General features: G+C 64.4%; 13 protein-coding genes. 5 read left to right on the top strand and 8 right to left on the bottom strand.

The genetic code is table 11. The annotated features are described in order from the left end of the window. Positions 1-31: 31 nt before the first annotated feature. From NLN62_RS17080 to NLN62_RS17055, 6 genes are all read right to left on the bottom strand, one after another. Positions 32-2,170, bottom strand: a complete 2,139-nt coding sequence (locus NLN62_RS17080) for a hybrid sensor histidine kinase/response regulator (protein WP_027523482.1) — start codon at positions 2,168-2,170, stop codon at positions 32-34. 195 nt (positions 2,171-2,365) lie between these two features. Further along, positions 2,366-3,148: a succinate dehydrogenase iron-sulfur subunit gene (locus tag NLN62_RS17075; RefSeq protein WP_027523483.1), complete on the bottom strand. Its 783-nt coding sequence runs from the start codon at positions 3,146-3,148 to the stop codon at positions 2,366-2,368. Between the two features lie 24 nt (positions 3,149-3,172). Then, the gene (gene sdhA / locus NLN62_RS17070) at positions 3,173-5,008 is read right to left on the bottom strand and encodes a succinate dehydrogenase flavoprotein subunit (protein WP_027523484.1); all 1,836 of its coding nucleotides are present in this window, start codon (positions 5,006-5,008) and stop codon (positions 3,173-3,175) included. Between the two features lie 3 nt (positions 5,009-5,011). After that, positions 5,012-5,416, bottom strand: a complete 405-nt coding sequence (gene sdhD, locus NLN62_RS17065; RefSeq protein WP_254109530.1) for a succinate dehydrogenase, hydrophobic membrane anchor protein — start codon at positions 5,414-5,416, stop codon at positions 5,012-5,014. Beyond that, positions 5,413-5,811 (bottom strand): succinate dehydrogenase, cytochrome b556 subunit, encoded by a 399-nt coding sequence (gene sdhC / locus NLN62_RS17060; RefSeq protein WP_027523486.1) that lies wholly within the window; start codon positions 5,809-5,811, stop codon positions 5,413-5,415. The genes sdhD and sdhC overlap by 4 nt, the downstream gene beginning before the upstream one ends. 67 nt (positions 5,812-5,878) lie before the next feature. Next, positions 5,879-6,169, bottom strand: a complete 291-nt coding sequence (locus NLN62_RS17055; protein WP_254109529.1) for a hypothetical protein — start codon at positions 6,167-6,169, stop codon at positions 5,879-5,881. A 162-nt stretch (positions 6,170-6,331) separates the two neighbouring features. Between NLN62_RS17055 and NLN62_RS17050 the strand changes: the two genes are divergently transcribed. Then, a complete protein-coding gene (locus NLN62_RS17050; RefSeq protein WP_254109528.1) occupies positions 6,332-7,192 on the top strand; it encodes a sulfite exporter TauE/SafE family protein in 861 nt (286 codons plus the stop codon). Between the two features lie 281 nt (positions 7,193-7,473). Here the strand turns inward: NLN62_RS17050 and NLN62_RS17045 are convergent, their stop codons facing one another. Further along, on the bottom strand, positions 7,474-9,003 hold the full coding sequence (locus NLN62_RS17045) for a malonyl-CoA synthase (RefSeq protein WP_027523488.1): 1,530 nt from the start codon (positions 9,001-9,003) through the stop codon (positions 7,474-7,476). A gap of 86 nt (positions 9,004-9,089) precedes the next feature. Between NLN62_RS17045 and NLN62_RS17040 the strand changes: the two genes are divergently transcribed. The 4 genes from NLN62_RS17040 (at position 9,090) to NLN62_RS17025 (ending at position 12,493) form a co-directional block, all read left to right on the top strand. Then, complete coding sequence (locus NLN62_RS17040) at positions 9,090-9,851, top strand: SDR family oxidoreductase (protein WP_254109526.1); 762 nt, start codon at positions 9,090-9,092, stop codon at positions 9,849-9,851. 415 nt (positions 9,852-10,266) lie between these two features. After that, positions 10,267-10,821: a fasciclin domain-containing protein gene (locus tag NLN62_RS17035; RefSeq protein ID WP_027523490.1), complete on the top strand. Its 555-nt coding sequence runs from the start codon at positions 10,267-10,269 to the stop codon at positions 10,819-10,821. Positions 10,822-11,003: 182 nt separating this feature from the next. Then, positions 11,004-11,633: a cytochrome b/b6 domain-containing protein gene (locus NLN62_RS17030; protein ID WP_254109524.1), complete on the top strand. Its 630-nt coding sequence runs from the start codon at positions 11,004-11,006 to the stop codon at positions 11,631-11,633. Positions 11,634-11,710: 77 nt separating this feature from the next. Beyond that, positions 11,711-12,493 carry a molybdopterin-binding protein gene (locus tag NLN62_RS17025; protein WP_027523492.1) on the top strand — a complete coding sequence of 261 codons (783 nt, stop codon included), beginning with the start codon at positions 11,711-11,713 and terminating at the stop codon, positions 12,491-12,493. A gap of 89 nt (positions 12,494-12,582) precedes the next feature. Here NLN62_RS17025 and NLN62_RS17020 read toward each other — a convergent pair whose 3' ends face one another. Then, positions 12,583-13,782, bottom strand: coding sequence for a YbfB/YjiJ family MFS transporter (locus tag NLN62_RS17020; RefSeq protein ID WP_254109522.1), 1,200 nt, complete (start codon positions 13,780-13,782; stop codon positions 12,583-12,585). Between the last annotated feature and the right edge of the window lie 71 nt (positions 13,783-13,853).

The raw sequence follows: 13,853 nt of genomic DNA, 5'->3' as shown, positions 1-13,853 counted from the left end.
GGTTCCTTCTGGCTTCAGCGGCTCGCGGAAGTCACTCCGCCGCTCCATCCCGCACGCGGCGCAGCCGTGCCGCCTTGTACAGCACGCGCGACAGCGCCTCGATCGAGTAGGGCTTTTGCAGCAGTTCGAAGCCGAAGCTGCCGTCCTGCGCCAGCACGTGGCTGTAGCCGCTGGTGAGCACGATTGGCACGTCGATGCCGCGGTCGCGGATCGCGTGCGCGAGATCGAGGCCGGTCATGCCGGGCATCACCACGTCGGAGAACACCACGTCGAAGCGATCCGCGTCCACCGTCAGCTCGGCGAGCGCATCGCCGGCATTGTCGACCAGCGTGACGCTGTAGCCGAGCTCGGTGAGACCATCGGCGGCGAAATTGGCCACCTCGATATTGTCCTCGACGACCAGCACCGACATGCCGCTGCCGGCGAGTGCCGGTGCGGTGTCGGGCGCCTGCCGCTGCGGCAGCACCTCGGCGGGTACGCGCGGCAGATAGAGCGTGAAGGCGCTGCCGCGGCCGACCTCGCTCGCAACCGTCACCTCGCCGCCGGATTGCTTGACGAAGCCGAACACCTGCGACAGGCCGAGCCCGGTCCCGTGGCCGACCTGCTTGGTGGTGAAGAACGGCTCGAAGATGCGGCCGAGCTGGCTTATCGGGATGCCGGACCCGGTATCGGTGACCGTGACGGTGATGAAGCCATGGCTGCCGACGAGATGTGTCAGGCTGTCGGGAACGGCCGTCGCCGCCTCCACCGTGAACGTGATCCTGCCGCGGCCCTGCATCGCATCGCGCGCATTGACCGCCATATTGAACAGCGCCGTCTCGAACTGGCCGGCATCGGCGTTGACGAGAAAGGACGCCGCCGGCAGCCGCATCACGATCTCGATGGCCGGTCCCGTCAGCGTGGCGATCATGTCGCGCAGCGACTGCACGCGCGTGCCGACGTCGAACACCTCGGGCTTCAGCGTCTGCCGCCGTGCGAAGGCCAGGAGCTGCGAGGTCAGCTTTGCGGCGCGCGCGACCGCATCAGTGATGGCGTTGATGTAGCGCTGCCGCCTCTCCTCCGACAATTGCGGTCGGTTCAACAGGTCGATGGAGGCGCGGATCACGGTCAGCAGGTTATTGAAGTCGTGCGCCACGCCGCCGGTGAGCTGTCCGAGCGCTTCCAGGCGCTGGCTGTGCTTGAGTGCCTCCTCGGCGTCGCGCCGCCGTGCCGCTTCGGCCTGGAGGTTCTGCGTGCGCCGGAACGCCAGCGCGAGGATGAAGAAGAGCAGGGCGGTGGCAGGCAGACCGAAAATCAGGTGCTGGCCCATGGTGGCGAGCCAGCGCGAACGGATCGCCGAGGTCTCGAGCCCCGCGCTGACATAGATCGGATATTCGGCGACGCGCTTGTAGCCGATGCGCCGCTCGATCCCGTCGGCGGGCCAGGCGATGGTCATCAGCCCGTGCGCGGGGCTCAGCGCGATCTTCCGGCCGACCGGCCCACCGGGGTCGAGCCGGACATCGCGATCGAGGTGCGGATAGTGCGCGAGCAGGACGCCGTCGGTCCGCCCCAGCGCGAAGAAGCTGCCGGGATCGCTGCCGATGCGCGCGTAGAAGCTCTCGAAATATTCGGGAAACACCGAGGCCTGGATCACGCCGATGAAGCTGCCGTCGTCGGACTCGCGGCGGCGGCTCATGCCGAAGAAGCGGGCGCCCTGGTAGGGCTGGCGCGGCGTCAGCGGCGTGCCGATGAAGGTGCCGATGGTCTGGTCGACATGGGCGTTGAAATAATCCCGGTCCGCGAAGCTGACCTGCGGCGCCGGCGACAACAGGCTGTTGACCAGCGCATGGCCCTGCGCATCGAAGATCCAGACAGATTTGAGCTGCGGCAGCGAATCGGTCAGCCGCTTCAGGCGAAGATGCAGCGCCCCCTCGCGCGACCGGATGGCCTCGTCCGAAAGGCCGCGCACCACCTCGTTGAGCTCGGCGAGGCTGCGGTCGATGGTCTCGAACACCTTGAGCGCATGCTCATGGGCGACGTCGAGCGTGCGCTCGATCTCGCGGTCGGCGATGTCGTTGGTCGAATGATAGGAGATCGCCGAGGCGATGATGAACAGCGCAATCGGCAGCGCCAGGGATGCCGCCATCATCCACTGCAGCAGTTTCAACGAATTGCGTTGCGCACCCTGCACAGTCGCTCCTGACCCGGAACGAAGCTTACTTGAATTTCCCGCAGGGAAGGAAGTGGCTTGTGATGGGAACCTTTGGTTGCGGCCGGCGCGTCTCCGCCCGCGAAGGATGCGCCAGTAGCAATCCTGAGCTAAGCTACCATAGGTAGCAATACGGCCGCGGCGATGTCCGGCCGCCGCCGATGCATAAAAGTTCGCTTAAACTTGCCGCTCGACGAGCTTCAGCTTCAGCTCGGCGATCGCCTCTGCGGGGTTGAGGCCTTTCGGACAAGCCTTGGCGCAGTTCATGATGGTGTGGCAGCGATAGAGCCGGAACGGGTCCTCGAGATTGTCGAGCCGCTCGCCGGTCGCCTCGTCGCGCGAATCGGACACCCAGCGGTTGGCCTGGAGCAGGGCGGCGGGGCCGAGATAGCGCTCGCTGTTCCACCAATAGCTCGGGCAGGAGGTCGAGCAGCAGGCGCAGAGGATGCACTCGTAGAGGCCGTCGAGCTTTTCGCGGTCCTCGTGGCTCTGGCGCCATTCCTTCTGCGGCGTCGGCGAGGTCGTCTTCAGCCACGGCTCGACCGAGGCGTATTGCGCGTAGAAATTGGTGAGGTCGGGGACGAGGTCCTTCACCACCGGCTGGTGCGGCAGCGGGTTGATCTTCACCGCGCCGTCCTTCACGTCGTGCATCGAGCGGGTGCAGGCGAGCGTGTTCTGGCCGTCGATGTTCATCGCGCAGGAACCGCAGACGCCCTCGCGGCAGGAACGGCGGAAGGTCAGCGACGGGTCGATGTGATTCTTGATCCAGATCAGGCCGTCCAGCACCATCGGACCGCAGTCGTTGGTGTCGACGTAATAGGTGTCGACGCTCGGGTTCTTGCCGTCGTCCGGGTTCCAGCGATAGACGCGGAATTCGCGCAAGTCCGTCGCGCCCGCGGGCTTCGGCCAGGTCTTGCCGCCGGTGATCTTCGAGTTCTTCGGAAGTGCGAATTCAACCATTTTCGATCAGGCCTTCGCTTTCGCTCAGTACACGCGCGCCTTCGGCGGGATGTACTGGACGTCGTTGGTCATGGTGTAGTTGTGCACCGGGCGGTAGTCGATCGTGACCTTGGCGGCATCGTCGAGCCAGGCCAGCGTGTGCTTCATCCAGTTCTTGTCGTCACGCTCGGAATAATCCTCGCGGGCATGCGCGCCGCGGCTCTCGGTGCGGTTGGCGGCCGAGTTCATCGTCACCACCGCCTGCGAGATCAGATTGTCGAACTCGAGCGTCTCGACGAGGTCCGAATTCCACACCAGCGAGCGGTCGGACACCGCGATGTCGGTGATGCCGCTGTGGACCTTCTGGATCAGGTTCTGGCCTTCGCTCAGAACCTCGCCGGTGCGGAACACCGCGCAATTGTTCTGCATCACGTGTTGCATGCCCTCGCGCAGCTTCGCGGTCGGCGTGCCGCCGGAGGCGTAGCGGTAATGATCGAGGCGGCCGAGCGACTGCTCGGCGGAGTTCGCCGGCAGCTCCGGCTGCTTGCCGTTGGCGGTGAGCTTCTCGGCGCAGCGCAGCGCCGCGGCGCGGCCGAACACCACGAGGTCGATCAGCGAGTTGGAGCCGAGACGGTTGGCGCCGTGCACCGAGACGCAGGCGGCTTCGCCGATCGCCATCAGGCCCGGTATCACGGCGTTGTCGTCGCCATCCTTCTTGGTCAGCACCTCGCCGTGATAATTCGTCGGGATGCCGCCCATGTTGTAGTGGACGGTCGGCACGATCGGGATCGGCTCGCGGGTCACGTCGACATTGGCGAAGATCTTTGCCGATTCGGAAATACCCGGCAGCCGCTCCTGCAGGACCTTCGGATCGAGATGGTCGAGATGCAGGAAGATGTGGTCCTTCTTCTTGCCGACGCCGCGCCCCTCGCGGATTTCGATGGTCATCGCGCGCGAGACGACGTCGCGCGAGGCGAGGTCCTTGGCCGACGGCGCGTAGCGCTCCATGAAGCGCTCGCCTTCGGAGTTGACGAGATAGCCGCCCTCGCCGCGCGCGCCTTCGGTGACGAGACAGCCCGAACCGTAGATGCCGGTCGGGTGGAACTGCACGAACTCCATGTCCTGGAGCGGCAGGCCGGCACGCAGCACCATGCCGCCGCCGTCGCCGGTGCAGGTATGGGCCGAGGTGCAGGAGGCGTAGGCGCGGCCATAGCCGCCGGTCGCCAAAATCGTGGTCTGGGCGCGGAAGCGATGCAGCGTGCCGTCATCGAGCTTCAGCGCGATCACGCCGCGGCAGGCGCCCTGGTCGTCCATGATCAGGTCGATGGCGAAGAACTCGATGAAGAATTCTGCCGCATGGCGGAGCGACTGGCCGTACATCGTGTGCAGCATGGCGTGACCGGTGCGGTCGGCGGCCGCGCAGGTGCGCTGCGCCTGGCCCTTACCGTAGTCCATGGTCATGCCGCCGAACGGGCGCTGATAGATCTTGCCGTCCTCGGTGCGCGAGAACGGCACGCCCCAGTGCTCGAGCTCGTAAACGGCTTCCGGCGCGTGGCGCACCATGTATTCGATCGCGTCCTGGTCGCCCAGCCAGTCCGACCCCTTCACGGTGTCGTACATATGCCAGCGCCAGTCGTCCTTGTGCATGTTGCCGAGCGAAGCGGAGATGCCGCCCTGCGCCGCGACGGTGTGCGAGCGCGTCGGGAACACTTTGGTGATGCAGGCCGTGCGCAGGCCCGCCTCGCTGCAGCCGACGACGGCGCGCAGGCCCGCACCGCCCGCGCCGACCACGACGACGTCATAGGTATGGTCTTCGATCGGATAGGCTTTTCCGTTGGTGGCGGGAGCGCCGCTGCCCTTGCCATTCGTGGTGGCGGCCATGGGTTACACTCCGGATGACAGCTTGAGGATCGCGTAGGTCGAGGCGAGCGCCACCGCGATCGAGAAGAAGTTGTTGAGCATGACCGCAACGAGCTTCAGCTTCTCGTTGTGGACGTAGTCCTCGATCACGACCTGCATGCCGATCTTCATGTGCCAGGCGCTGGCGAAGATGAAGAGCAAGAGGATCAGCGCGATCGGCAGCGAGCCGAGGATCACCTTGGCTCCGGCCTGGTTGCTGCCGAGCAGCATCATGACGACCACGATCACAGGCAGCATCAACAGCGTCATCGCGACGCCGGTGAGGCGCTGGCGCCAGAAGTCAGACGTGCCCGAATGCGCGGCGCCGAGGTTGCGGACGCGGCTGAGCGGCGTGCGCATGCTGCGCTTGGGTGTATCGGTCGTGCTCATCGTCCGCCTCCGATCGCGTAGGCAATGATCCAGATCAGGACAGTGAGCGAGATGCCACCGATCAGCGCGCCCCAGGTCAGGGCCTCGCGCTCATTGGCCTTGAAGCCGTAGCCGAGGTCCCAGACGAAATGCCTGATGCCGCTGAGCATGTGATGCATCAGGGCCCAGGTGTAGCCGAACACGATGAGACGGCCGAAGAAGCTGCCGGTGAAGGCCTGCACATTGCCGTAGGCCCCCGGGCCCGACGCCGCCGCAATCAGCCACCAGGCGAGCAGAACCGTTCCAAAATAGAGCGCGATACCGGTGGCGCGGTGGACGATGGATAGCGCCATCGTCAGCGTCCAGCGGTAGACTTGCAGGTGTGGTGAAAGCGGTCGTTCGATCCGTGCGGTCATGGGCGGCTTTGGTGTTTTATTGCGGCCCAGCATGGGGCGCGCGGGGATCGCGAAAGGTCGGCCCTATTTACGGAGTCGAATCTATCCACGCAATCACCAAATCGCCATAAAGCGAACCAGCGTTCAGCTCTAGAGGGATCACGAAGCAAGGCTGATCAGGAGCTTGGTATACCAGAACGACATCGGGATGTTGAAGAGCTGAATCTTTCGCCGTTTCTTGGGGGCCTCGCTTCGCGACTTGAAATCGCAAGAGGATCGTCCTCACGCGAACCAGTCCGTTCATGCCGAAAAGCGCGGCCAAAGCGACCTGGGGCGGAACCGCGAAGAAGCCTGCCGCTTGAGCTGTTTTCACGTCCATCATCCCTCCAAGGCGCTTCCGATATGCGTGCCCTGCATCCCGCGCCTGTCGCTACCCGCTGACGACCACGAGCGAGATAGCCTAGAAGTTGCGGACGCGTCGCGCTTCGTCCGGGTGCATCGACCTGGGGGTTCGTGGCTCACGTGCCGGGATACGATTCGCGTGATTGCAGGTCTCAATCTCCAGGACATCGTCGAGCTGGCGCTGCTGCTCATCGCGGTCGGCGCGCTCTCGGGCTTTCTCGCCGGCGTGTTCGGCATCGGCGGCGGCGCAATCCTGGTCCCCGTGTTCTACGAATGCTTCCGCATCGCCGGCGTGCCCCTGGAGGTGCGGATGCCGCTCTGCGTCGGCACCTCGCTTGCGGTCATCATCCCGACATCGATCCGCTCGTTCCAGGCGCATTACAAGCGCGGCGCGGTCGACATGGCGGTCCTGCGCGTCTGGTGGCTGCCGATCGTCATCGGCGTCATCGCCGGCAGCGTGGTTGCGCGCTACGCGCCGGAGCGGCTGTTCAAGATCGTCTTCGTCGCCGTCGCTTATTCCGCCGCGGCGCGGCTCATTTTCGCGCGCGAGACCTGGAAGTTCGGTGACGACCTGCCGAAAGGGCCGCTGATGCGCGCTTACGGCTTTCTGGTCGGCATCCTCTCGACGCTGATGGGAATCGGCGGCGGCCTGTTCTCCAATTTGCTGATGACGTTCTACGGCCGCCCGATCCATCAGGCGGTCGCGACCTCCTCGGCGCTCGCGGTGCTGATCTCGATCCCCGGCGCGCTCGGCTACATCTATGCCGGCTGGCCGGCGGCGGCGCGTTTTCCCGAGGTCGCAGCGCTGCAATGGCCGGTCGCGCTCGGCTATGTCTCGCTGATCGGCGCCGTGCTGGTGATGCCAATGAGCCTCGTCACCGCACCGCTCGGTGTGAAAGCCGCGCATGCGATGTCAAAGCGCACGCTGGAGACCGCGTTCGGCTGCTATCTCTTCATCGTGGGCAGCCGGTTTGTGCTGAGTTTGCTGGGTGGGCAATAAGCGCTGCACATTCCGTCATTGCGAGCGTAGCGAAGCAATCCAGAATCTCTCCGTGGCGGCGGTCTGGATTGCTTCGCTGTGCTCGCAATGACGATTCATTGTGGCGCCGGCCTCAACCCACGTCGTCCTGGACAAGCGAGCGGAGCGAGCGTCGATCCAGGACCCATTAGCACAGGGAATAGTTTGGCGAAGACTCGTAGTTACCGCCTCGCGCCGCAGCTCTTCCCTGGGGTAATGGGTCCTGGCTATCGCCAGGACGACAGCGAGAGTGGAGCGCGGCGCTACTTCTTCGTGTAAATATCCTTGTAGGTATCCCGCAAGACGTTCTTCTGCACCTTGCCCATCGTATTACGTGGCAGCTCGTCGACGACGAAGACGCGCTTGGGCATCTTGAACTTTGCGAGCCGGCCGTCGAGCGCCTTCAGCACCGCGGCCTCGGTGACATCGGCGCCCTTGTTGCAGACCAGGACGGCCGTGACGCCTTCGCCGAAATCAGCATGCGGCACGCCGATCACGGCGGACTCGATCACGCCCGGCATGGCGTCGATCTCGCTCTCGATTTCCTTCGGGTAGACGTTGAAGCCGCCGGAGATCACGAGATCCTTGCCGCGGCCGAGGATGTGGACGTAGCCCTTGGCGTCGATCTTGCCGAGATCGCCGGTGATGAAGAAGCCGTCGGGACGGAATTCGGACTTGGTCTTCTCCGGCATGCGCCAATAGCCTTTGAAGACGTTCGGTCCCTTCACCTCGATCATGCCGATCTCGTCACGCGGCAGCTCCTTGCCGGTCTCGGGATCGGTCACGCGGGCGGACACGCCGGGCAGCGGAAAGCCGACCGCGCCGGGCACGCGCTCGCCGTCATACGGGTTCGACGTGTTCATGTTGGTCTCGGTCATGCCGTAGCGCTCGAGCACGGCATGCCCGGTGCGCGCAGACCATTCGCGATGAGTTTCGGCGAGCAGCGGCGCCGAGCCGGAGATGAAGAGACGCATGTGCTTGGTCGTCTCGCGCGACAGCGCGGGGTTTTGCAGGAGGCGCGTATAGAATGTCGGCACACCCATCAGCGCGGTGGCGCGCGCCATCAACTTGATGATGAGGTCCGGATCGAGCTTCGGCAGGAAGATCATCGAGGCGCGCGCGAACAGCGTGACGTTGGTCGCCACGAACAGGCCGTGGGTGTGGTAGATCGGCAGTGCGTGGATCAGCACGTCCTGTTCGGTGAAGCGCCAGTAGTCGACCAGCGTCAGCGAGTTCGAGGCGAGATTGTCGTGGGACAGCATCGCGCCCTTGGAGCGACCGGTGGTGCCTGACGTGTAGAGGATTGCGGCGAGATCGTCGTTGGCACGCGCCACGGTGGCGAACTCACTCTTCGCCTTCGCGGCGGCGTCCGTCAGCGAGCCCTTGCCGTCGGGCCCGAGCGTCTCGACCTTGGCCTTCACCTTGGCGGCGATCGCGGCGATGCCGTCGGCCTTGGAGGGATCGCAGACCACCAGTGACGGCTCGGCGTCGGTGATGAAGTAGTCGAGCTCGTTCAGCGTGTACGCCGTGTTGAGCGGCAAATAGACCGCGCCGGCCCGCACGGTTGCGAGGTACAGCACGATATTGGCGACGGATTTTTCCACCTGCACCGCGACGCGGTCGCCAGGCTTCACGCCGCGCTCGACCAGCACATTCGCCATCTGGCCCGCGCGTGCGATCAGCTCGCCATAGGTGATGCGGCTGCCGTCATGGGTCTCGATCGCAAGCCGCGTCGGATCCTCGAGGTTATCGAACAGGCGGGAAAACAGATTGGCGTTGGCAGCTTGGTTCATGCAACATTCCTCAACGGCGAAGGCCGGTCAAAACCGAGGGCTGGATTAGCAAAAACAGCCCCGATGAAGCAACGGAGACAGTTTGCATGACAAACGAAAGGAAACGCGTGGCCTGGGTCACCGGCGGCGGCAGCGGGATCGGGGAGGCCGGCGCGGAGGCGCTCGCGGCCGACGGCTGGACGGTGGTGGTGTCCGGCCGCCGCAAGGACGCGCTGGATGCCGTGGTTGCCAAGATCGCCAAAGACGGTGGGGCGGCGGAGGCGATCCCGCTCGATGTCAGCATTGCCGCCGATGTGCAGAAGGCGGCTGATCAGATCCTGGCCAAGCACGGCCGCATCGACCTCCTGGTCAACAGCGCCGGCATCAACGTTCCCAGGCGAAGCTGGGACGACATGGAACTGGAGGGTTGGGACGAGCTCGTCGAGATCAACCTCAACGGCGTGCTCTATTGCATGCGCGCGGTGCTGCCGGCGATGCGCAGGCAGCAGGACGGATGCATCATCAACGTCTCGTCCTGGGCCGGCCGCCACGTTTCGAAAATGCCGGGCCCGGCCTACACCACGACCAAACATGCGGTGCTGGCGCTGACCCATTCTTTCAACATGGACGAGTGCGTCAACGGCCTGCGCGCCTGCTGCCTGATGCCGGGCGAAGTGGCGACGCCGATCCTGAAACTGCGCCCCGTCGTGCCCAGCGAGGAGGAGCAGGCGAGGATGCTGCAATCCGAAGATCTCGGCCGCACCATCGCCTTCATCGCCTCGATGCCCCCGCGCGTCTGCATCAACGAGGTGCTGATCAGCCCCACGAATAATCGCGGCTTTATCCAGACGCCGCTCAGCAGGGATTGAGATTACACTCCGTCGTTGCCCCAATCCCAACTCGTCGCCCCCGCCTAGTGCGCAATTGCGCACGGGGGGCGGGGGCCCATAACCACAGGGAGTGGTTTGGCGAAGACTTGTGGTTACCAGTCGCGCACCACAACCACTCCCTGTGGTTATAGGTCCCGGGCTCGCGCTTTGCGCGCCACGGGACGACGAGCGGAGGATGTGGCGCCTGCCCCACACTGCGGTACTGGCGTGCGTGGCGCGAGCGCGCAGCACCCCACGAATTCGCCCACCCAAAGTTTCACGCATCACAATAAATTATTGTCCGAAACCGCGTCGCAAACCCTCCCGTAGTTCGGCCAACGACGGCGCTATCGCCTCACACCTGTCGCAAGGTGCCGTTGTTGCAGGACTTCATCCAGATATCGGGAGACTCTCCATGTCGAAGCGTATTGCCTATCTCACCGCCGCAGCCTTCAGCGCACTCGCCATCACCGCGACCATCGTCGCGCCGGTTCGCGCCGAGGAAAAGACCGTCATGGTCGGCGGGGCCGCGATGTTCCCCTCCAAGAACATCATCCAGAATGCCGTCAACTCCAAGGACCACACCACGCTGGTGGCGGCGGTGAAGGCCGCCGGCCTCGTGCAGACGCTGGAAGGCAAGGGCCCGTTCACGGTGTTCGCGCCAACCAATGCTGCCTTCGGCAAGCTGCCGACCGGCACCGTCGACACCCTGGTCAAGCCGGAGAACAAGGCGACCCTGACCAAGATCCTCACCTACCATGTGGTGCCCGGCAAGCTCGAGGCCTCCGACCTCACCGATGGCAAGAAGCTCAAGACTGCCGAGGGCGAGGAGCTGACGGTCAAGAAAATGGACGGCAAGACCTGGATCGTCGATGCCAAGGGCGGGACCTCGATGGTGACGATCACCAACGTCAACCAGTCGAACGGCGTGATCCATGTGGTCGATACCGTGCTGATGCCGGCGACGTAACACCGCAGTACCCTGTTTCATCCCCGAACAGGATGCGCGAAACGGCGAGCCGGGGGATCCCGGCTCGCTTTATTGTGACCGCGATGTTTCATAGGCATCGGTTCGATGCCTATGAGGGCGTAACGAAACCGAAATTGCCGGCGTATATTTGTTGTCACGCGACCCCTGAGGACGGAACCACCATGTCCAGCCTTGCTGCAACCGATGCACCCGCTACCGCCTCGCCGGCGAAGGTCATTCAGCCGGCCTGGGTGAGGGTGATGCACTGGATCAACGCGCTTGCCATGATCCTGATGATCATGTCGGGCTGGCAGATCTACAACGCCTCGCCGCTGTTCAACTTCAGCTTCTCTCGCAACATCACGCTGGGGGGCTGGCTCGGCGGTGCGCTGCTCTGGCATTTTGCGGCGATGTGGCTGCTGATGATCAATGGGCTCGCCTATCTCATCACCGGCTTCGCCACCGGCCGTTTCCGCAAGAAGCTGCTGCCGATCACGCCGTCGGGTGTGCTCCATGACGTCAAGGCGGCGCTGACCTTCAAGCTCGGTCATGATGATCTTACCGTCTACAACTACGTGCAGCGCCTGCTCTATGCCGGCATCATCGTCGTCGGCGTGCTCATCGTGCTGTCGGGCCTGTCGATCTGGAAGCCCGTGCAACTCTATTACCTGGTGATGCTGTTCGGCGACTATCCAACCGCGCGCTACGTCCACTTCTTCTGCATGGCCGCGACCTGCGCCTTCCTCGTGGTCCACGTCGCGCTCGCGCTGCTGGTGCCGAAGAGCCTGCGCGCCATGATCATCGGTCGCTGAGCGAGCATGATCCGGAAAAGTGGGAGCCGGTTTTCCGACAAGATCATGCTCAGAACAAAAGATTCTGGAGAACTGTCATGGCCAAGCGTTCATTCCTGATCTCCGGCGTCGACAAGCGTCTCCTGATCAGGGACTCGCTCAAGGTGATGCCGGACCTCACACGTCGCCGCTTCATCACGGGCGGCGCCAGCCTGGGTGCGCTGAGCCTGCTCACCGGCTGCGACGTCGTCGATTCATCCTCCGCCGAGGAGATGCTGAAGACGGTGTCGAAATTCAACGACGCGGTGCAGGCCTTCATTTTCAACCCGGACGCGCTGGCGCCGACCTTCCCGGAAAGCGCGATCACAAAGCCGTTCCCGTTCAATGCCTATTACGATCTCGACGAGGCGCCCGAGGTCGACGGCAAGGACTGGAAGCTCGAGGTGCGCGGCCTCGTCGACAACAAGAAGTCCTGGACGCTGGACGAGCTCTACCAGCTCCCGCAGGTCACGCAGATCACCCGCCACATCTGCGTCGAGGGCTGGAGCGCGATCGGAAGCTGGACCGGCACGCCGCTGCGCGATTTCCTGAAACTGATCGGCGCCGACACCCGCGCGAAATATGTCTGGTTCCAGTGCGCCGACAAGGACGGCTACAACTCCCCGCTCGACATGCGCAGCGCACTGCATCCGCAGACTCAGATGACGTTCAAATATGCGAACGAGATTTTGCCGCGCGCGTACGGCTATCCCATGAAGATCCGCGTGCCGACAAAACTCGGCTTCAAGAGCCCGAAATACGTGGTCTCGATGGAAGTCACCAACGAGTACAAGGGCGGCTACTGGGAAGACCAGGGATATAATTCGTTCAGCGGGAGCTAGCCGCGGTTTGTAGGGTGGGTTAGCGAAGCGTAACCCACCTCTTCTCCCTCTGCGCGAAATAGTGGTGGGTTACGCTTCGCTAACCCACCCTACGACACCGAGCCTTTCGGCCTCACCTTCCTCTGGCACAGCGCCGCGACCGCACCGAGCGCTAACAACGCCGCCGAAACATTCAGCGCATACGAAAGACTGCCCAGCGCATCCGTGATCGCGCCGACCACGATCGGTCCGAGCGTCTGGCCGACGCCGAACGAGATCGTCATCGCCGCGATCGCGGTCGGCCACACCTGCGGCGGATAGTTGAAGCGCACGAACGCGGTCGTCGAACCGACCACGGCAAAGAAGGCGACACCAAATACGACGGCCGAGGTCGCAAGCCATGCCGTCGAATGCCCCAGCATCGGCAAGCTCGCACCGAGCGCGTTGGTGCCGAGGATGATCGCGGTTGCGAGCCCGCCGCGGTCGAGCGCCAGCACGCCGCGCCAGACCCAGGGTGTGACGAAGGCGCTGACCCCGATCAGGCTCCAGAACGCGGCCTGCGCGGCCGCCCCGCCGCCGGCATCGCGCACATAGGCGATCATGAAGGTCATGTAGGCGATGTAGCCCGCGCCGAACAGGAAGTAGCCGGCGAGATAGATCAGGATGGGCGGAAGCGCGAACGTGCCGTGCCCCGCCTCGCTGAACCGCGCCTTGCTCTCGATGCGGACCAGAAACAGCGGGATCGTCATGGCGGCCGAGAGCAGCGTCAGCGCCCACCACACGATCCACCAGGAGCCCGGCCCGAAATGCTGCAGCGTGAACGGCGCGATCAGCCCAGAGGCGAGGATGCCGACGCCCGGGCCGGCATAGAACAGGCTGAGCAGGAAATTGGCCCTTTCGGGATGCGACTGCGCGATGGTTGCGGCCAGCGCGCCGCCGGCGACGAAGCCCGCCGCCGCGCCAAGGCCCAGCACCAGCCGCGCCAGGCTGAGCGCGATGAAGTTCCCGGTGAGTGCGCAGACCGCCAGGGCCGCGAGGCAGGCCAGCGTTCCACCACGGATTGCAGCCGACCAGCCGACCCGCTGGATCAGCCGCGAGGCCATCAGGGCGCCGGCGAGGTAGCCGACGGCGTTGATGGTGTTCATGAAACCGGCGGCCGAATAGGACCAGTCGAGGCTGTCCCGCATGTCCGGCAGCACCAGCGCATAGGCAAAGCGGCCGATGCCAAGCCCGACCGTCGCCGCCAGCGACAGCGTCAGGATCAGCCGCGCAGGGCGCGGCTCTAATGGGGCGCGGTCAGGGGCGTGCAAGGGGTGCTCCGGCAAGGCTGATTGTGGCAGGGCCTGCCCGCCTTGCACAGCCACGCCGCGGCAATGGTGTC

It is taken from the genome of Bradyrhizobium sp. CCGUVB23 (assembly GCF_024199885.1).
Classification (GTDB): Bacteria; Pseudomonadota; Alphaproteobacteria; order Rhizobiales; family Xanthobacteraceae; genus Bradyrhizobium.
Note: the sequence above shows the minus strand (reverse complement) of the source record. Positions and strands in the feature narration are given on the sequence as shown.